Annotated in this window: 23 protein-coding genes; 7 read left to right on the top strand and 16 right to left on the bottom strand. The window is 36.1% G+C overall.

The window, feature by feature from the left end:
* Positions 1 to 681: 681 nt before the first annotated feature.
* Complete coding sequence (locus AC5WOC_RS02345) at positions 682 to 1,887, bottom strand: MFS transporter (RefSeq protein ID WP_496053781.1); 1,206 nt, start codon at positions 1,885 to 1,887, stop codon at positions 682 to 684.
* A gap of 654 nt (positions 1,888 to 2,541) precedes the next feature.
* Entirely contained in the window at positions 2,542 to 2,727 is a 186-nt protein-coding gene (locus tag AC5WOC_RS02340) for a hypothetical protein (protein WP_496053780.1), read from the bottom strand.
* Positions 2,728 to 2,996: 269 nt separating this feature from the next.
* Between AC5WOC_RS02340 and AC5WOC_RS02335 the strand changes: the two genes are divergently transcribed.
* Complete coding sequence (locus AC5WOC_RS02335; protein WP_496053779.1) at positions 2,997 to 3,170, top strand: hypothetical protein; 174 nt, start codon at positions 2,997 to 2,999, stop codon at positions 3,168 to 3,170.
* Between the two features lie 42 nt (positions 3,171 to 3,212).
* On the opposite strand, the gene AC5WOC_RS02330 is transcribed toward AC5WOC_RS02335, so the two are convergent.
* The 5 genes from AC5WOC_RS02330 to uvsE all read right to left on the bottom strand — a co-directional run bounded on the left by AC5WOC_RS02330 (position 3,213) and on the right by uvsE (position 9,497).
* Complete coding sequence (locus tag AC5WOC_RS02330; protein ID WP_496053778.1) at positions 3,213 to 3,587, bottom strand: group I truncated hemoglobin; 375 nt, start codon at positions 3,585 to 3,587, stop codon at positions 3,213 to 3,215.
* Positions 3,588 to 3,708: 121 nt separating this feature from the next.
* Positions 3,709 to 4,743, bottom strand: coding sequence for a ribonucleotide-diphosphate reductase subunit beta (locus AC5WOC_RS02325; RefSeq protein ID WP_496053777.1), 1,035 nt, complete (start codon positions 4,741 to 4,743; stop codon positions 3,709 to 3,711).
* A 13-nt stretch (positions 4,744 to 4,756) separates the two neighbouring features.
* The gene (locus AC5WOC_RS02320; RefSeq protein WP_496053776.1) at positions 4,757 to 6,961 is read right to left on the bottom strand and encodes a ribonucleoside-diphosphate reductase subunit alpha; all 2,205 of its coding nucleotides are present in this window, start codon (positions 6,959 to 6,961) and stop codon (positions 4,757 to 4,759) included.
* Between the two features lie 545 nt (positions 6,962 to 7,506).
* Positions 7,507 to 8,451: a thioredoxin-disulfide reductase gene (gene trxB / locus AC5WOC_RS02315; RefSeq protein WP_496053775.1), complete on the bottom strand. Its 945-nt coding sequence runs from the start codon at positions 8,449 to 8,451 to the stop codon at positions 7,507 to 7,509.
* Between the two features lie 83 nt (positions 8,452 to 8,534).
* Entirely contained in the window at positions 8,535 to 9,497 is a 963-nt protein-coding gene (uvsE, locus tag AC5WOC_RS02310) for a UV DNA damage repair endonuclease UvsE (protein ID WP_496053774.1), read from the bottom strand.
* Between the two features lie 74 nt (positions 9,498 to 9,571).
* On the opposite strand from uvsE, the gene AC5WOC_RS02305 reads away from it, so the two are divergent.
* Positions 9,572 to 10,339: an alpha/beta fold hydrolase gene (locus tag AC5WOC_RS02305; protein ID WP_496053773.1), complete on the top strand. Its 768-nt coding sequence runs from the start codon at positions 9,572 to 9,574 to the stop codon at positions 10,337 to 10,339.
* 27 nt (positions 10,340 to 10,366) lie between these two features.
* Positions 10,367 to 10,567, top strand: a complete 201-nt coding sequence (locus AC5WOC_RS02300) for a CDGSH iron-sulfur domain-containing protein (protein WP_496053772.1) — start codon at positions 10,367 to 10,369, stop codon at positions 10,565 to 10,567.
* Positions 10,568 to 10,605: 38 nt separating this feature from the next.
* On the opposite strand, the gene AC5WOC_RS02295 is transcribed toward AC5WOC_RS02300, so the two are convergent.
* Positions 10,606 to 11,010 (bottom strand): GNAT family N-acetyltransferase, encoded by a 405-nt coding sequence (locus tag AC5WOC_RS02295; protein WP_496053771.1) that lies wholly within the window; start codon positions 11,008 to 11,010, stop codon positions 10,606 to 10,608.
* 180 nt (positions 11,011 to 11,190) lie between these two features.
* On the opposite strand from AC5WOC_RS02295, the gene AC5WOC_RS02290 reads away from it, so the two are divergent.
* On the top strand, positions 11,191 to 11,439 hold the full coding sequence (locus tag AC5WOC_RS02290; RefSeq protein WP_496053770.1) for a hypothetical protein: 249 nt from the start codon (positions 11,191 to 11,193) through the stop codon (positions 11,437 to 11,439).
* Position 11,440: 1 nt separating this feature from the next.
* Here the strand turns inward: AC5WOC_RS02290 and ku are convergent, their stop codons facing one another.
* Entirely contained in the window at positions 11,441 to 12,241 is an 801-nt protein-coding gene (ku, locus tag AC5WOC_RS02285) for a non-homologous end joining protein Ku (protein ID WP_496053769.1), read from the bottom strand.
* Positions 12,242 to 12,255: 14 nt separating this feature from the next.
* Entirely contained in the window at positions 12,256 to 13,632 is a 1,377-nt protein-coding gene (locus AC5WOC_RS02280) for a tetratricopeptide repeat protein (RefSeq protein ID WP_496053768.1), read from the bottom strand.
* Between the two features lie 124 nt (positions 13,633 to 13,756).
* Between AC5WOC_RS02280 and AC5WOC_RS02275 the strand changes: the two genes are divergently transcribed.
* Together AC5WOC_RS02275 and AC5WOC_RS02270 are read left to right on the top strand one after the other, a co-directional pair.
* Entirely contained in the window at positions 13,757 to 14,716 is a 960-nt protein-coding gene (locus AC5WOC_RS02275; RefSeq protein WP_496053767.1) for a helix-turn-helix transcriptional regulator, read from the top strand.
* Between the two features lie 6 nt (positions 14,717 to 14,722).
* Positions 14,723 to 15,202 (top strand): GNAT family N-acetyltransferase, encoded by a 480-nt coding sequence (locus tag AC5WOC_RS02270; RefSeq protein ID WP_496053766.1) that lies wholly within the window; start codon positions 14,723 to 14,725, stop codon positions 15,200 to 15,202.
* 66 nt (positions 15,203 to 15,268) lie between these two features.
* Here AC5WOC_RS02270 and AC5WOC_RS02265 read toward each other — a convergent pair whose 3' ends face one another.
* The 6 genes from AC5WOC_RS02265 to AC5WOC_RS02240 all read right to left on the bottom strand — a co-directional run bounded on the left by AC5WOC_RS02265 (position 15,269) and on the right by AC5WOC_RS02240 (position 19,199).
* On the bottom strand, positions 15,269 to 15,652 hold the full coding sequence (locus tag AC5WOC_RS02265; RefSeq protein WP_496053765.1) for a hypothetical protein: 384 nt from the start codon (positions 15,650 to 15,652) through the stop codon (positions 15,269 to 15,271).
* A gap of 71 nt (positions 15,653 to 15,723) precedes the next feature.
* A complete protein-coding gene (locus AC5WOC_RS02260) occupies positions 15,724 to 16,473 on the bottom strand; it encodes an SDR family oxidoreductase (protein ID WP_496053764.1) in 750 nt (249 codons plus the stop codon).
* Between the two features lie 52 nt (positions 16,474 to 16,525).
* Entirely contained in the window at positions 16,526 to 17,008 is a 483-nt protein-coding gene (locus tag AC5WOC_RS02255) for a DUF4309 domain-containing protein (RefSeq protein WP_496053763.1), read from the bottom strand.
* 108 nt (positions 17,009 to 17,116) lie between these two features.
* A complete protein-coding gene (locus AC5WOC_RS02250; RefSeq protein WP_496053762.1) occupies positions 17,117 to 17,728 on the bottom strand; it encodes an alpha/beta hydrolase in 612 nt (203 codons plus the stop codon).
* Positions 17,725 to 18,678 carry a ring-cleaving dioxygenase gene (locus AC5WOC_RS02245; RefSeq protein ID WP_496053761.1) on the bottom strand — a complete coding sequence of 318 codons (954 nt, stop codon included), beginning with the start codon at positions 18,676 to 18,678 and terminating at the stop codon, positions 17,725 to 17,727. Before AC5WOC_RS02245 ends, AC5WOC_RS02250 begins: the two co-directional genes overlap by 4 nt.
* Positions 18,679 to 18,758: 80 nt before the next feature.
* A complete protein-coding gene (locus AC5WOC_RS02240; RefSeq protein ID WP_496053760.1) occupies positions 18,759 to 19,199 on the bottom strand; it encodes a MarR family winged helix-turn-helix transcriptional regulator in 441 nt (146 codons plus the stop codon).
* A gap of 231 nt (positions 19,200 to 19,430) precedes the next feature.
* Between AC5WOC_RS02240 and AC5WOC_RS02235 the strand changes: the two genes are divergently transcribed.
* Positions 19,431 to 19,667 (top strand): hypothetical protein, encoded by a 237-nt coding sequence (locus AC5WOC_RS02235; RefSeq protein ID WP_496053759.1) that lies wholly within the window; start codon positions 19,431 to 19,433, stop codon positions 19,665 to 19,667.
* The last annotated feature ends 147 nt before the right edge of the window (positions 19,668 to 19,814 follow it).

Raw genomic sequence — 19,814 nt, 5'->3', positions numbered from 1 at the left:
TCACTGTGAACAGTTATTTCTTGCGATGATTTATGTGACTTATACGGTGACTTTAACCGTTGCTTTTTTCTCTTCTTTTTATTATCTTCGTTTGAATTCATGCAGATCCCTCAAGTTCATTATTTTCTAGGAAGTTACCTAGATTTTGCTCCAAATAAAGAGATTTCATGCATCTATTCAGGTTAATACTATTTTTAATAAGACAGCCATTGTATGACAGTCTAAATGTAAGAACCACTTATAAATCACCAATTGGTCTACACAGATTCAAAACAAATTTATGAAACAACTAAATATGTTATCTATAAAATAATGTCTATTAAATTTGACTTTTAGGAGTGATTTCAAGCATAGAGCTATTATTAAAAGGACTCTAATTAAAAGAAAAAAGACCAAAAAGCGGCCTTTGAAATTCATTTAATATCTTTTAATTTATTGTTTAAAGAGCTTTGAACATATTTTATCGACTGGATGTACTTGTGCTGCTGAGTGTGTTTTTCCATCTCTCCAAAACTAAAATTTTCTAACGCGACTGAATTCACCAGATATCCCCAAACGAATCACATACACGTCCAAATCGATCACCAAAAGCTAGTTTTTTACAAAATCAATGAGCCTATTTGTGTTCTTACAAATAATCCATAGGGCTATAGAACCACTGAGATTACAGGATTTTTTATTTTATTTCAATCCAATCATATATCTACGTCCTGAATATAAAATAAATAAACCTATTACTACTGCAATGCCTCCAAAGTAAAACGGAATATGTGGATTAAACCACTCTGAAAGTTTACCTGCTAGCCATGGAGCTATTGCACCACCAACAAATCGAACAAAACTATATGCGGATGATGCTACAGATCTTTCTACTGGAGATACTTCCATCACTGCTGTAGTAATGAGTGTATTATTAATTCCTAATAAACCACCGGATAAAATGATACATGCTATGAGAACAGGAACATAACTAGTGAATAGCCCCATTAAAACCAATAAAAGAGCAAAAGACAAGAGAACAGTATACATTACTTTTTTTGTACCAAATCTCCCTTGAAGCTTCGGTGCAATAATGACAGATGTTATTGCTAATAACACTCCCCAGAAAAAGAAAACAAAGCCAATCCCATGTTCATCCAAACCAAGTACAAATGGAGAGAAAGCGAGTAATGTAAAAAAGCCAAAATTATAAAATAGAGCTGTTAAACCAATTGAAAGAAGTCCTCCATGTCCCAATGCACGGATCGGATCGAGAATGGAACTTTTCTTTTTCGGCGTTGGCACCTTATCCAACAAAACGAAAACCGCAACAAATCCAATGACCATCAAAAAAGCTACTCCGATAAATGGACCTCTCCAGCTAATTCCACCAAGCAGTCCACCTAACAGTGGTCCAACGGACATTCCCAAACCAAGTGCTGCTTCATATAAAATAATAGCACTTTCTGTTCCTCCAGCTGCTACACTTACTATCACAGCAAGCGCGGTAGAAATAAATAGTGCGTTTCCTAATCCCCATCCTGCTCGATAACCAACCAACTGCCCTACAGTTTCTGACAAACCACCTAATAAAGAGAATAAAACAATAACAAAAAGACCGACAAGTAAAGTGGTCTTTGGGCCGATTCTACTAGATAACCATCCTGTAATGAGCATCATCACACCAGTAACAAGCATATAACTCGTAAACAATAGTGAAACCTGGCTAGGGGTTGCATGTAACTTTTCACCAATTGCAGGTAAAATAGGATCTACTAATCCTAGACCCATAAAAGCAACCATACAAGCAAAGGCGACTGCCCATGCTGGCTTAGGTTGCTTAAAAATCGTTTTTAGTGAATGTGGCGGTTCTTCCACAACAACCACTGTTTTTTCTATTGCTTCCATCACAATAATCCTTTCTGTATCCAAATATTTCGCTTACCTAAATTAATTATAACATACTTTTTTCATTGATATCTTGTCATTACTTATTTTTCTTATTCATATAAAAATGTTGGGAATAAATAAAAGGAAATACTTTTTTCATAAGTACTTCCTTATTAACTCTTCGGATATTTACTTTTTCCGACCCAGTAGCATCCTAATGGAGTAGTGATACAGCAGCTCTAAACTTCTGCTAATCTTGATAAAAAATAGTTTGATAAATCCTGATCTATATAAAATACGAAGTAAAATCAATCAATACTGCTAATAAGTTTGATTAACCAACTCTTTGAAATAATCGCAGGGAGTGAATTTATATGTACCTTCCCCCCCTTGTAACTACACAGGGGAGGATCATCCCACTTTCTACTTTATCAGTAAATAGAGAGATGATAGGAACCCGAGCACCATTCGCGTCTAAACTAGAGTACGGGGAAACTACAAAATGTAGCCTGCTGACCCATTCTCAATAGCTAAACTTGCGATGATACCTTTTTCTATGGATAGAAAGCTTCGCTCTCCTAGTTTCAATTATATTCCAAGCAATATTATAATGAAACATTATTCTTAACTTTTATATAAACCAAAAAGAGAGGAATATCCCTCTCCTTTTGGTTACTTTTGACTATTTTTTTTGGCTTTTAACTCTGCCAATCTCTGTTCAAACTCCGGACGGTAAGGGTTCAGTTCTGGTTGATCACTCGCCAATAGTTTTTCTAGTTTACGAATCATTTGTTCTTCATCTTTTCCTTCATAATCTAATAGGTCAAAGAACTTTTTATCGTCCATTTTATCGCCCATTCTGAAACACCAATCCTTCCTTTTAAACTAGTAATACACTCATCAATTGGAGCCTTAATAGCAATTTTAACACAATACACAGGGAACTTTTCATTTTATTTCTTTTTTGTTATACATTTCACATTTACATTCTATAAAATATTTTCTATTTGTTTTATTTGTCCAATCTTTTTTCTTTGCATTTCATATTGTTATATAGGGAGTATTTTGTTCCCTTTTGACATATTTTATCCCATCAGCGAATAGATTGCATTAGGAGGTGAATGTTAATGCCATTGCTATTATTACAAATATCTCTTATTGTTGTGTTTGTTCATGCTGTTTATCACGCTATTCTTGATGTTCAAAATGGATTGAAAACTTTTTCGGATTGGATTGAATTTTTATATCAATTAGCTATTGCGGTTGCGGCAGTTTGGTTTTACTATGCATACACATTCTGACGTATGTAAAAAGCAAGTCTTCCATTGGGAAGACTTGCTTTTTTAATGATTAACAATAAAAAATTTCAGCGATCGAATATGAGCAATAAATATTGCCCGATCTTCTAGATCCATATTGTAATACTTACTTGAATCATCCAAATGTTTTACAAATAGCTCAAAGTGTTCTGCCTTCACATTCAGATTCGTATGAGCAGACTTTAAATTCACTCCGTTATAAGGTCTTTTTGAACCGAATAAAAAAGATATAAACATCGTTTGATGCTTGCGGAGTACATTCATATCTACTCCTTCAAAATAAGACATAAGAGAAGAATCATTTAAAATCCGATTGTAAAAATCATTTACTACAGCAGTTATGGTTTCAACACCATATTTCTCATATAAACTAAAAGTAGTATTTCTTAAGGGTTGCAACAAAATTTCCCCCCAAAGTTTGTAGTGCAGAAAATGAATAGAATTTATAAAAACAATACAATTATACTATACATCGAACAAAAAAAGAAACGGATTTGTATCCGTTCCTTTACAATTACTTTTATAGATCATTAAAATCCAATGAACTTGCTTTTGTGTAATTCGTTACCTTTTGTTCGAAGAAATCTGTCTTTGTCGCATTCAGATTGGAGAAGCTTTCTACCCAACGCATTGGGTGTGTTGTAATTTCCGGATAAAGTATAGGAAGACCCAAACGTCCTAGTCGTTCATTAGACAAAAATTTGATATACTTTTCAATTGTCTCATTATTAAGCCCTGCGATTTGATTTGCTGTGATGTATTGTCCCCATTTTATCTCGTGTTCTACTGCTGTCCTCGTCATTTCTCTCAATTCTTCTTTGAAATTGTCATCAAATAAATGAGGATTTTCTTTATGCAATTCTTTTATCATATTTTGAAACAAAACAACATGAGTTAACTCATCACGCTGAATATACTTGATGATAGTTGCAGTTGCAGTCATTCTTCCTTGCCTTGCAAGTGCATAGAAAAAGGAAAATCCACTGTAAAAGTACAACGATTCCAATAAGAAATTCGCCATACAAGTCCTTACAAATTGTTTATCGTCTTTTGTATGAACAAATTGCTCGTACAAATCTGCAATAAAACGATTCCTCTCGAGTAGGTGTTCGTCATTTCTCCACTCATCATAAATATTTTCTCTTGTTTCTGGAGAACAAACACTATCTAATATGTAGCTATAGGATTGTGCATGAATTTCCTCTTGGAATGCCTGAATATTCAATAGAGAAGAGACTTCTGGAGCTGTTACGTATTCATTGATGTTGGGTAAATTTTCTCCTTGAATGGAATCCAAAAAATTAAGAAAAGAAATCGTTTTATCAAAAGCTCTTCTCTCTGCTTCTGTTAATTGCTGAAACTCTTTGGCATCACTTGCTAATGGTATTTCCTCTGGAATCCAAAAATTGTTTAACATCGTACGATAAAGCTTATGTGCCCAATCGTATTTAATCCGATTCCACTCGCGAAGATTCGTTGTATTACCATTGATTAGTCGTTGTGTACCGCGATGACCAGATTCATTAAATATTTTTTTTCGTTCTAACTTTTCCATGATGAACTCCTTTCTAAGAAGAACAGCTTACACACTCTTCTACTTCAACGGATTGATTTCGAATATAGTAAATGGTTTTTAATCCTGCTTCCCATGAAGCAATGTACAGTTCCAAAAATTCACGAGCATTGGTTTCTGGTGTGATGTAAAGATTAAATGATTGTGATTGATCAATATGTTTTTGTCTTTTTCCAGCAGCTTGTATACTATACAGTTGATCAATTTTATGAGCCTCTTTGTAATACCATGTAGTAGTTGGTGATAGATTTGGAGCAGTTTGTGGAATCGATGCTCCACGCTTTTCTTCTACAAAGTACTTTGCATATACAGGGTCAATACCAGCTGTGGATCCAGCTATTAATGAAGTAGAACCTGTTGGCGCTACAGCAAATACCCAAGCATTTCGCATTCCATTGCTCTTAATTTCTGCAGCTAGTTCTTGCCAGCGTTCACTAGTATAATCACGACGTTTAAAATATTCCCCTGTTTCCCACTCACTTCCAGCAAAAACAGGATAACTTCCCTTCTCCTTGGCTATTTCCATGGAAGCACGAATCGCTTGGAAGGCAATTTCCTCAAACAAACGATCTGCTTCAACTAAATGATCTTCTGATTCCCATACAATTTGATGTTGAGCTAAATACTGATGATATCCACTCGTTCCTAAACCAACAGCACGATATTTTTTATTGGTTCTTTCTGCTTGTTTGACAGGGTACATATTTAGATCAATAACATTATCGAGCATTCTCATCTGAACCGGAACAACTCGAGAAATATCCTCATAGGTATGGACTCTGCCCAAATTAATCGAAGAGAGGTTACAAACAACAAAATCTCCGGGTTTTTGTTTAGTAATAATAACACCATCTTCTAGCTCTTCGCTAACCAACTCTGCAGCAGCCATATTTTGACAAATTTCTGTACATAAATTTGAAGAGTAAATCATACCTTGATGTTTATTGGGATTCGCTTTATTTACGGTATCTCGGAAAAATAGAAATGGGGTTCCTGTTTCAAATGCACTTACCATCACACGTTTCATAATATCAATAGCAGACACTTCTATTTTCTCGATTTCCGGATGCTCTACACAAGCGAGGTATCGGTCTTCCCATTCTTTTCCATAGTAGTCTTCAATCGAAAAGCCCATGACTTCACGAACCTCATGAGGATCAAGTAAGTACCAATTTTCTCTAGCTTTTACTTTTCTCATAAATAAATCTGGAATACAGACACCAGGAAAAATATCGTGTGCCTTTAGGCGATCGTCCCCATTATTTGTTTTCAAATTAAGAAAATCAAAAATATCTGCATGCCATACATCTAAATAAATGGCAAAAGCTCCTCGACGAACACCGAGCTGGTCAACTGCAACAGCTGTATTATTGTAGTTTCGAATCCAAGGAACTACTCCACCAGATGCTCCTTTATGCCCTCGAATCTTCGATCCTTTGGATCGCACTTTTCCTAGATAGATACCTACTCCACCGCCATACTTGGATACTTGTGCAGTTGAAGAATTGGTTTGATAAATCGACCATAATGAATCATCGACTGTATCAATAAAACAAGAAGACAACTGATGCAAAGGTTTACCGGCGTTTGCCAAGGTTGGAGTTGCTACAGTTAATTCTAAGTTTGATAAAACATCATAAAATGATTTCGCCCACCGAACTCTGTCCTTCTCTTGTATAGCAAGATGCATCGCAATTATCATAAATCGCTCTTGTGGTAATTCCATCACATGACCATCAAAATCGCGAACCAAATAGCGATCTGCTAACACTTTCAGACCAATATAATTAAACAGCTTATCACGCTTAGGAGACAAGTATCTTCCAAGTTCGTCTATTTCTGTGCTGGAATATGTATCTAATAAATAAGTACCATATAGACCATTTTTTGTTAAATTATGTAATAAATCATAAAAGGGACCATAGGCATCGTTTTTATCATACTTACGATGAATAGCAGCTTCTTGGTATAATTGAAAAGCGAATAAACGAGCTGCAACAAACTGCCAATCTGGTTCCTCTGCACTTGTTTTCTCTACTGCTACTTGGGTGAGAACTGTTAACATTTCCTCGTCCGATTGTTTATCCAGTATTTGAAGTTTTGCTTCTTCAATTAAGTCACTCATGGACAAATGAGGAAAATCTGCACATGCTGCTTGAGTTTGCTCTTCATATGCGATTTGGTCTTTTGCCTCAATCATCAATTTTCACGTCCGATCTATATATAGTTGCCATTAGAGTATAACGCACACCATATATTGTGGAAAGAGGAAAAATAGACGAGAAAAATATTATTTTGAGCTTAAATTTCACATTTCCGTTTAATAAGTATCTCTCTCTCCCTCATTCAACCTTTTTCACTAGTTGACGAAAAGAAAGAACATAAGTTTTCTACTCCATTAAGATTAAATTCATTATCTCCTTCATACATAATATTCCAATAAAATGGTGAATTAACGCATGACAACAACATACTCTATTTGATCCGAAATAGAAAAAATCAACAAATTTTTTAGCAAAATAAGAGAGTGTAATTACCCTTTGAAAGTTGAGAAGACAGAGTTTCATAACTTGATTCTGTCTTCTGCAATAGTATAAAATTTGGGTTTCATATAAAAAGAACCATTTTTTTAGAAGCTATTTCCTTTTACTCATTTAATCCACAAATTTCAATATGCATGAGCAAGAAAACGAAAATCATACACTAAAAAAACTATCCACTAATTAGTGGATAGTTTTTTGTCTGTTAAAGTGATTTACTCCAATCGTGTACTGCGCTTCCTTCCAAAAATCTTTCACAATCCAATGCCGCCATACACCCTGTTCCAGCGGCGGTGATCGCTTGCCGATATACATGATCCTGTACATCACCACAGGCGAATACTCCTGGTATGTTGGTTTGAGTCGTTCCTGCTTGTACTTGGATATACCCCGTCGCATCTAATGAGATTTGTCCATCTAAAAACTCTGTGTTCGGTTTGTGGCCGATCGCTACAAATATTCCATCGGTTTGAATAACTTCTTCTTCCCCAGTAGCATTATTTTTCACTTTTAATCCTGTAACACCTTTTTCATTACGAAGAACTTCTACTGGAGTTTTGTTTAATCCCCATGTTATTTTCTCGTTTGCTTTTGCTCTGTCTTGCATAATTTTAGAAGCCCTTAGTTCGTCACGACGATGTACAAGATGCACTTCAGAAGCGAATCTGGTCAGGAAATTTGCTTCTTCCATAGCAGAGTCTCCACCACCAACCACAATAATTTTCTTTCCACGAAAAAAGAAACCATCACAAGTGGCACAGGTGCTTACACCCAATCCAATATTTTCGCGTTCACCTGGAATTCCTAATAATTTTGCTGTTGCTCCAGTGGATAATATAAGTGATTCTGTTACAATTTCTTCCTCTCCCAAATAAATACGAAAAGGCCGTTCATTCAGCTCTACTTTTTTTACCCAACCACGCCGGAAAGTCGCTCCAAACTTTTCTGCTTGCTTTCTCATGTTATCCATTAACTCTGGTCCCATGATTCCTTCCGGAAATCCAGGGAAATTTTCTACTTCTGTGGTTGTTGTCAACTGGCCGCCAGGTTCAGGACCTTCAATAACCAAAGGATTTAAATTTGCTCGTGCAAGATATATAGCTGCTGTAAGACCTGCTGGTCCAGTCCCCAACACGATTGATTTATACATAAGTTGATGCTCCTCCTAGACGAAAAAAATACCACTCCACCTTTATACCCTATTTTAGAGGTAATAAACCAGCCCTAATTTTATTAGGTAACTTCTATTACCCCTCCATCAAGTCGTTTTACAAAAGAAAAGTTATTTAGCTCATCCATCAAATGAAATAGTGCGTCATCTTTTTGCTTTGCTTCGATCATAACATCTAATTGATTTGTCCACTTTCTAGCCAGCTGTAAAATAGGAATGATATCTTCTATATTTACATAGTCAGCATGACTTCGAAAATCTGTTGGACTTCTTGGGCTAGATAAATGAATTTTGGGCGGGAATTTCTCCTTTTTCCATGTTTCAATGATAAGTGGAAAAAGGTCTTCTATTGATTCATCATTATTATTACATCGATGATGATGCACATCCAACACCATTGGAACTTGGACAGTCCTTGCTATTTGTAATGTTTCTTGTGCTGTAAATGTTTTGTCATCATTCTCTAGACAAATATAGGATTGAATTCGCTTATCCAGCTTTTGAAACCTCTTTATGAAACGCTCTCCTGCTTCTTGTTTATCATTGTAAACTCCTCCGATATGTATATTGCATTTATAAGCATGATCAAGCCCCATTGCTCTTAGCATTCGTGTGTGGCGTATTAAATCTTTAACTGACGCTTGGAATACATCATAACGTGGAGAATTCAGTACAGTAAAATGATCTGGATGAAAACCGACTCTCATTTTATTTTGTTTAACAATATTCCCTAAGGCAGCAAAATCTTCTCGCAGTGCACGAATGAAATCTTTCCCTTCTAAGACTTCATGACCTAGTAAAGGTATAAGTCTCGACGAAAATCGGTAAAATACTATACCATGATGGATTGCATGATACAAAATACGTTTTGTATGTTCTAAATTTTCTTTTGCAATCCGTAACACCTTACGCAATGCCAATCGTTTATCAGGAATAGCTTGAAATGACTTTACTGTCATTGTCTTTGATGGAGATGCATTAAAAACTTTTGTGCTCATTGCTACAAAACCAAAACGAACAATCATCAGTCATCACCATTAGTAGTATGTGCACATCGAAAAGAAAAAAACAAATCTCTGTAAGAAGTAGGAGCAATACCATGCCATATTTAGAATTCGATGATATACGTATGTATTATGAATCGAGTGGAAATGGAACACCTATTATATTTTTACACCCTCCACTACTGACAAGCGCTATTTTTTATTATCAACAGCAAAAACTTGCAGAAAATTTTCAGGTTATTACATTTGATTTCCGTGGTCATGGGAGGTCAACTTCTGGACAAAGAAAACTCACATATTCATTAATTATTAAGGACATGCTAGCACTTTTGAAACATTTAGAAATTGAAAAAGTATATGTTGCTGGATATTCTACCGCTGCTTCTATTGCATTAGAAGCTATTAAACAACATAAAGAAATTTTTTTTGGAGGGATTTTATTAAGCGCTATGATCTCGCCAACAAATTTTTATATAAAAAGCCTCATTACTCTGGCGAGTTTATTATCTAGACCAGCTACCATTTCGCTTTTGGCAAGTGTGATATGCAAAGATAATGCTGACAGCAAAATCACATATGAACTACTAAAAAGAGAAGCTGGTAAAGGAAGAACTAACAAAATTAAAGAATATTTTCAATACAGTTTGTCTTATCGAGTTACCGATTTACAAACGATTCAACTCCCAATCTTATTGCTAAATGGCCAAAAAGATTTAAGTTTTATCAAACCAATGCAGCAATTAAAACAAGAATTGCTTAATAACACACTAAAAATTATTCCAAATGTCTCTCATCAAGTTCCTGCAAAAGCAGCAAAAAGCGTTAATAAGTTTATTGCCGAATTTATCCAAAATCAGGCATAATAGAGAGATATACTAGGAGGGGTCGAATTGAGTAAAACAAAGATTACTGTGCGCAACAACGGATCACTATTGGTACAAGGGGATTTTGAATTAGTAGATGCAGATGGAAAAATCTTTGAAACCAAACCAGCCATTTCACTTTGTCGATGCGGCTTATCTGAAAACAAACCATTTTGTGATGGAAGCCACAAAGGCAATTTTGAAAGCATAGTCAAAGCGACGAAATAAAATCAACAAAAATCCACCTTTTAAAAGGTGGATTTTCTCTATTTTTTGCGCATTAATCGAGTGCTAGGAAGCAAAGAGAAATCTAACTTTTCATAAAAAGAAACCTTATCATCTTTGCAGTACAGTTCTACCCTTTCGATGTGCGATGTCCCTTTGAGTACATCTTGCATTAATTGTTTCCCTAAACCCATTCCTCGAAAACGCTCATCTACAATTACATCAAATATAAAAGCACGATAGACATGATCGGTTAATACCCTTGCAAAAGCAACGAGCTGCTCTTCTTGAGTATCCCAATAAGCAAAGATGAGATCACTGGATGCTAGCATTGCCTTTATATCATTTAGTGTTCTTTGATCCGTCCACCATTGGCGCGAATAAAGCTCTTGTAATTGTAAAATTTGCTTACCATCTATTTGGCGAATAAGTTGAATTTTGGACATGTCTATCCTCCTTTGAGCATAATCATGTCTAGTGTAGACGATAAACTTATCCGACGAATAGATCACAAATAATACCATTATGACGGAGGTGATCCTATCAAACGACTAAATATCCCTTTGATAGGTACATTTCTATTTGTTAATGCAGCATTAATTTTATTTATATGGGAACGAAATGCCGTGATAATTGATCGAACAGTTCCTTCTTTTGCTAAAGTACAAACAACTTCGAGAAGTGAAATAGTCTCCAAAAAAATCAGCACAAAAAAAGAAGGTGACTATATTGTCGAAGATTACGAAGAAATCGAAGTTTGGTACGATCAAAAAGGAAATATAATCAAAAAACAGCCCACTGGTGAACATACTTACCTTCGTTATTGGGCATCGAAAAAAGGAAAAGTCATCATAGATAACCATGATGACGAATAGATTAAGAAGTTGCCCTCTCCCCTTCTGTGGGTTTCTTTTTTGTAGCTTCCAAACTTGCTTTTAATGCTTCCATTAAATCTACTACTTTTTCGCTCTTCACTTCTTTCGCTTCTACTACTTCTTCCCCTTGAATCTTTTTCTCGATTACTTCTTCTAATGCTAAACGATAATTATCCTGGTATTTATCAGGGTCGAATGCAGTAGTGAGTTGTTCAATCAATTGATTTGCCATCACTGTCTCTTTTTCATTTAAATCCAGATTTTGTGGTACATCAGGAACAAGTCCTACATCTCTGACTTCATCCGGATAATATATCGTTTCCATGAGCAAACAATCTTGATACACACGAACAACAGCTAAGGTTTGTTTTGAACGAATAGTTATTTGTGCTATGCCAATTTTCCCCGTATCTTGCAGTGCTTTTCTTAGTAGCGCATACGCTTTACTTTTCGCATCCTGCGCACCTAGAAAATAAGTTTTTTGGAAATAAATCGGATCAATTTCTTTCAAATCCACAAAATCAAGTATTTCAATTGTCTTTCCTTGATCTGGTAGTAGTTTTTCTAACTCCTCTTTATCCATGACTACAAATTTATCTTCTTGGTATTCATATCCTTTCACTACTTCTGACCATGGAACTTCCTTTTTACAATGAGGACAAGTACGTTCCATTTTTATTGGCGTTTGGCATTCTTTATGTAGCGAACGAAAACGCACCGGCTTTTCTTCCGTTGCTGCGTACATTTTTATTGGAATATTTACAAGTCCAAAGTTTATAGAACCTTTCCACATTGTATGCATGATCATATCACACCTCATATCTGATTAAGTTGTTCCCAACAAGAAAGTGTATTTTCTGGCCTTCCTTCTAATAAATGGCAAACACCTTCATAAAAAAGAGGTTCCTTCCATTTTCCTGCTCTATCTCTTGCCAGCTGAAATTGTTCAATCGCATCTTGTATCTGACCAACTTCTAACATCGATCTGCCTTGATGATAGTATCCCATCGCTTGAGCCATTGGCTTATCATGATCGATCAATACTTGTGCCATATCCCTCACATCATCAAATTTCCCTGCATGTGACGAGATCCGTATTCTCATCGCTTGCCATATAGGCTCTTCCTTTATCCTCTCTGGTAACATTTCATATGCTTTTTCTGCACGTTTTATATTTCCTTTTGAGAGCTGAATCCACATAAATGTAAACAACAAATCAGGGTCATTAGGATAAAGAGTCAATCCTTTCTTCAGCCAACACTCTGCATCTGATGTATTTTTATTTGCCCAATAATTCCATCCTAACCCATGATATGCAATCCTTTGATATTTAGGATGCTTCAGTAGTTTTCGGTACCAATTAATAGCTTCATTTGGTTGATCCATTTCTTCAAAATCATGAGCTAGCGAAAGCATTACTTGTGGATGATTGGTCTTCTCATACGAGGCCATTCTCCAGTATGTTACACTTTTCCATTCTCTGTGATGTCGGTAGCAATTGGATAAATAATACATCGATTCCCAATCATGTTCATTTAATGCTATCGCATGATAAAAGGCAGGTATTGCATCATGATATCGTTGCAACCGATAATATGCTGTTCCAAGATTAAACCATGCATCAGCATAATCTTTATCATGCACCAAAGCTTGTTCAAAAGATCGTACTGCAGCGTTTTCACTCTTTTGTTTTACATGGATACACCCAATCATATGATGTGCGAATGCTAGGAATGGTGCGTGGGTAGCAGTAGCTGCTACTAGTTGAAAATGATAGAGGGCATGTTCCCATTGTTTTCGCTGAAACTGACTTAATCCCAAATACAAACGGCCTAATAAAAAATCCGGTTCTTCTTCTACTACATCTGCAAAAAAACATTCAGCTTCTTGAAACATAGTCAAACCATAATATCCTTGTCCCTGTCGAAACTGGCGAACAACAGATTCATGTAACCAAAATTCTTCTTCTAACTCTATTTCTTCTTGTTCTGTTAAATCTGGAAATGTGGAGGAAATAGAAGCCATCTTATCTTCTATTTTTGCCCATGCTTCCAGTAATAGATGGGAAGCTTGTTTTAATTCTGCAAAGCGCTTTTTCCATATTGGGCGTTCTTCTACTTTCGATTTCGGGTAATGATCCATTAGCTCGTTAAGTTGTTCTTCCATGTCTTGGAACCAAACTTCATGAAACATTGTTCATCCTCCCGTGCAGTCTAATTACCAAGAGTATTTCCCTAAAGGTAAATTGTATGTAAGGCTTTATTGTCAACCAAAAGAAACTTTTATATACTAAGGCAGAATTGAGGTGGGAACACATATGGCAAAAGCAGATAATCTAATGTCTATTTTATGGTTACTTGGAAGCAGACAAAGAATAACTGCATCTGAAATCGCAGAAAAATTAGAAATTAGTGTTCGTACCGTCTACCGATATATTGATTCTTTATGTGCCAGTGGCATTCCAATTATCTCTGATACAGGTCATGATGGCGGGTACCAGCTGCTTCATCAGTTCAAACATGCTCCATTATTTTTTGATACAGAAGAAAGAAAAGCACTTTTTTATGCAGCTCAATTTGCAAAACAAGCTGGTTATCCATTTGAAGGTCCATTGGAAAATGCTTTACAAAAAATAGAGTTTCAAATGAGTGAGGATCAATTAATAGAACTAGAAAATTATACTAGCCGATTCGATATCATCCCTTCATATAGTCCCAGTTTAAATAAACATTTATTGCAAACACTTGAAAAAGCCATAGTGAACAATTCACAGGTTCATATCGTATATCTAAAAAGAGGAGGCACTGAATCGGAGATCAGAAAAATAGATCCTTATGCGATTGTTCATTGGAATCGAAAATGGTATCTCATCGGATTTTGCCATTTACGAAAAGAGAATCGAACCTTTCGACTTGATCGATTACAGAATGCCGAAGTACTGAAAACAACTTTTCAACGCCCTGAAAATTTCTCCGCTCCTACTTTTTTCTTAAACTGGCTTGCTCCAAATCATGAGGGAAACTTAGTCCGATTAACCATCGATACTAGTTTAGAAGGGATAAATTATTTGCGTAATCATTGGCAGCTGCAATATTACTTTGTCCAACAAACCGATTCAGAAATTCAATTTTTAGTAGAAAAAGAAGCACTGGAAACGTATATTCCTAATTTATTGATATCATATGGTACGAGCATTACTATCAAAGAGCCTGATTCCCTTCGCCAATCCTTAGCAGAATTAGCAAAAAAATATTTCCATCACTATTCTAAGGAGTAATAGAATATGAAATTAATTCCATGGTCCGAAGACTGCCTGCCTCTTTTGATTGCACAAAACACCCCGGAGATGACAAACTTTTTGGGAGGACCAGAAACGTCAGAGCAACTCACTCAGCGTCATCATAGATACTTAAAGTTAAAAGACACAGGAAAAATGTATCAAATTGTAGTGGACGAAAAAAAAGTAGGTTCTGTTGGTTATTGGGAGCATGAATGGAAAGGGTACATAATATATGAAATTGGTTGGTCTATACTCCCTGAGTACCAAGGACAAGGAATGGCAACTCTGGCTGTTTCCAAAGCAATAGAAAAAGCAAAAAACGAAAAAAAGCATGCACATATACACGCTTTCCCTTCGATAGAAAACACCGCATCGAATGCTTTATGTCGTAAATTACAATTCACCTTAAACGGAACTTGTAAATTTGAATATCCCATTGGAAACTGGATTACATCCAATGACTGGAGTCTGCCTCTTTTTTAATATAATGATGGACGACGACCAAACCATCGTTCAATCGTCGTCCTGATGCCTACTCCGTAGTCCCATTTACATTTTCATCTTGTTCAATTCATCAACGAAATCGTAAAATGCTGGAAGTACATAGTAGCAACTCTCCTGTTCTTCGTTTGGAATGATCTCCACAGCAAACTCCTTTTTTCGAAGACGGAGGAGCTTTTTATTAAGCTCCTCCTTTTGATCTGGAGTACACTTTGGCCGATTTTTCATAATGTAAATGCGATCAGTCAGAAGTCCCCTGAGGTGTTCCGTAGAATACCTTTCCAGAACTTTTTTTACCTCTTCGATATTCCACGAAAGAATACGATCAACGATTTCTTCTTTCGAATTAAGCTTATCAAGCTCTGCCTTCAGCTCTTTTGGAGATCGACTTTTCTTTTTTGCAGATACTGGAACAACTGCTGTTGCGTTCATCACAAAACTCCACATTGTTGAGTGGGAACAGGTTAAATTTATCATAGCATATGCAAATTCGAAATTTAATCTCAATTGCGTAAAAAGCCGCCTTCTGAATGAATGACTTGTCCTGTTATCCACCCTGCTTCTTCACTTACCAAAAAAGCAATTAAACGAGCAACATCTTGTGGTTCTCCCATTCGCCCCAATAAAAACTTAGGAGTTAATTGTTCTTTTATTTCTTCTGTCATCCAACCAGTATTCGTTGGTCCTGGATTTACTGCATTAACTGTAATTCCAAGCGGAGCCAATTCAGCGGAGAGAGTAAGCGTAAAAGCTTCTATCGCTCCTTTCGAAGCTACATAAGCAAGCTCTCCCGGCATTGGTCCAAGTGATTGACCAGAAACCAAATGGATAATCCTCCCGTTTGGAATACTACATTGTTCCAATCGCTTCGCGAACGCAACACTCAGCAAACATGGACTTCTCACATTTACCATGTAATGCATATCCAATGTTTCTGCATTTAAAAAACGAAAACTATCTCTTGTGGAATGAGCAGCATTATTAACTAAAATAGTTGGAATTCCAAGTCTAGCTTCCACATATTCCAAAATAGCACTTGCAGCATTTTCAGCGGATAAGTCTATTTCTAAGGAATCACATCTAACCCCGGAATTTTGAATCTCTTTTTCAAAATTGGTTTTCCAGTTACTTGACGATTGCCAAAAAGTAAAAAAAATATCGATTCCGTTTTGCGCAAGTTTTCGGCATATCGCCGCACCTATTCCTTTGATATGGCTAACCCCGGTAACAATAGCAATGGTATTGTTCTGCATAATTAATTACTCCTCTAAAAAAAGAGGACAATAAATATGTCCTCTTTTTTTATTATGAAATTTGATAGAGTTCTAAATGGGGATTTTTGTTGGTAACACTACTCTGAAAAACAAAAATAAGATTCAAACCACTGGATAAGCGGTAAGTCACATAGTAATTTCCTTCTTGCTCCACTGCAGCAACAGGCTTACCAAATTTTTGTTTTACTTGTTTTAATGTTATATCTTGTAACTTAGGATCAAAATCATCCATTCCATATATTGTATCATTTTCATAAAAAAAGCGAATATGACGAGACCAATAGTTTGCGGCAACTGTACTCAAGTCTTCAGCAGGTCCCCACTTTTTTTCCACATCGCTTAAGTTATTACCTACTGCAAATTCTCCACTATTTAATGTTTTGGACTGTTCTGCGCGAAGCTTGATCGTATTTAGTAGTTTTAATTGTTGATTAGCAGCTGAAACAGTAGGAGTGAAACCAAAAACAGTAAGCAATACAAGTATCAACACACCATACCACTTTTTCCGATGCATTCCATATCACCTGTGCCTTTCATCAAGCATAAATATTTCTTTCTATTTTATTATAATAATAGTATGAGAATATGGAAAATAGAAAAAGGAGAGAAGTCTCTCCTTTTTTCAAACTGCAAAATGTTTACTATACCATGTTTTTGCTGCATTTACTTCTGTACTAGTCAATTGATGACCATTGGATTCCCAATGAATAGATACTGATGCATTCGCCTCAGCCAGCAGACTTTCTAATTCCTTTGTTTCGTTTGAATTAGCGATTGGATCATTTACTCCTGCTCCGATAAAAACTGGCACATTAGAAAGATTCGGCAACACTATTCCACGCAACGGAACCATCGGATGATGCAGGATAGCTCCCTTAAATGCATCTGCATAATGGAATAGAAGACTTGCTGCAATATTAGCACCGTTTGAATATCCTATTGCAACTGTATTTTCCGAATTAAAACCATATTGTTCGGAAGCTGTGCGGATAAAATCATATAGTTCTTTTGTTCGAAATATCAAGTCCTTTTCATCAAACACACCTTCCGCTAATCTTTTAAAAAAACGAGGCATTCCATTCTCCAAAACATTTCCTCGAACACTCAATACAGATGCGTTTGGAGAAATCACTTCTGCTAGAGGCAATAAATCCTGTTCTGTTCCGCCAGTTCCATGTAATAAAAGCAAGACAGGCGCACTTGGATTTTTTCCTTTGCGAAATATATGCTTCATGCTTCCGTATCCCCCTCTAATGTTCTTACTTCTAAATCTGGCAAACCTTTTTCAATCCCAAGACGATATTGTTCAAACCAAGCAGGCAGCATTAATTTTTCACCCAAATGTTCTGCTGGTTCGTCATTAGCAAATCCAGGAGGATCTGTAGCAATTTCGAATAAAATCTCTCCATGTTCACGGAAATAAATCGCATGAAAATATTGGCGATCAATGATTTTAGTAGGATGAAATCCACTGCTTTGTACATGTACTCCCCATTGCGCATGTTCTTCATCCGTTTTTGCTCTCCATGCAATGTGATGGACTGTACCTGCCCCTGGCACACCTCTATCCGTTACAGACTGATCGATCTCAATAATATTTCCGATATCACCCGTTCCACGAAATCGAATGAATGAACCTTCTTCCCCAACTTTTTCTAGTCCCATCACGTTTTCCAATGTATCAGCTGTTTTTTCTGGTTCCCTACTATAAAGAATTGCTCCACCAAAACCTTTGATTGCTTTATCTGCTGTAACTCCGCCAAAAGACCAGTTACTATTTTCTCCTGCTTCACGTTCTACTATCTCCAAAGCTAGACCTTCTGTATCTGCAAATTGGAGAAACTTTTCTCCAAAACGTGTAACTGTTGTTATTTGCACTTGGAAACTTTCTAATCTTTGTTTCCAAAAATCTAACGTATTTGGCGGAACGACATAAGTTGTGATTCCAACCTGCCCTGCGCCGATTCGTCCTCTTCTAGATTCAGCCCATGGGAAGAAAGTGATAATACTACCTGGTTTTCCAATTTCATTACCAAAATACAAATGATAAACTTCTGGAGCATCAAAATTGATCGTTTTCTTGACTAATCGCAATCCAAGTACGCCTGCATAAAAATCAACTGTTCTTTGTGCATCCTTTACAAATGCAGTAATATGATGAATTCCAGCTGTAGGTTGTCTCATTAAAACCACTTCTTTCTTCATAATTTTCGTTCAAATTAAGTATCTTTAATTTAAGATAAATTCCAAATAAAAAAGGGGAGCTAGAAATATTTTTCAGCGTATAAACCCATCTTTTTTAGTAAAAAACTCGCCGTTTTCTTTTCTTCATCTGTTAATCCTTTTAAAGCATTTTCTATAACATCTGTGTGATGAGGAAACACTTCTTGAATAAATTGTTCCCCTTTTTCGGTTATTTTAGCAAAAATAAGACGTCGATCCGTTGCAGAAGCATTTCTGCAAACCAATCCTTTTTTCTCTAACTTATCTACCACATAAGTAATATTACCACTGCTCATCAATACTTTGGTGCCAATTTTTTGAAGGGCTTGTGGTCCTTTGTGATACAACAATTCCAACACTCCAAATTCAGTTCTGTTCAATCCAAGTTTTTTTATGTCTCTATCCGCATGAGCATTAACCCATTGGCTCGCTCGTGATAAAGCAATAAATAAATCGAGTGAATTATTTTTAGTTGTATCCAATGGAACCACTCCTTTCTGTTTTTGTGATTTATTATCTTAAATTTAAGATATAACAATTCGAAACAATTGTCAAGCAGTTTTTTAAGATTACTTTCTTGGCTTTTAAAAGTATAACATAGAAAAACATCGATTCTAATCTATTCGAAAGAATGATTGACTAATTCTGAGCTATTATATAAAATCTTTCTGACAGAATAATCTGTCTCCCCTCTTTAGAGATAGGTTGCTATCATGGCCATTAACCATCCATACGTTGATCGATACGACATCACTCTTGTAGATGATACGTACAATGTTGCAGAATACGATCCGCAGCGAAATTCGTTTACTTGTTGGGTTACAGAGCCTCCCAAGCATGAGGGTAAAGGTACACAGCATGAGGTGAACATCAATTCGCTTACTGTGGGCAAACCTCATGAGATCAAGCACAAGGGGAAGGTAGTTGTAAGGATTACTCGCAAGAAGTAAAAGAAATAGAAAAAAACTAGTCCATCTAGGGGGATACTCCGAATGGACACAAATCATAATCGTTCACCTTGTTTAAATTCATAAGAATTAACAATATACTTAAAAGAATAGTAGTGATGAAATCATCTTTAATATATAAAAACAAGA

The sequence above is a fragment of the Shimazuella sp. NTD247 genome, from assembly GCF_059510415.1.
The sequence above is the reverse complement of the archived record's forward strand: the minus strand, read 5'-3'. Positions and strand labels throughout refer to the sequence as shown.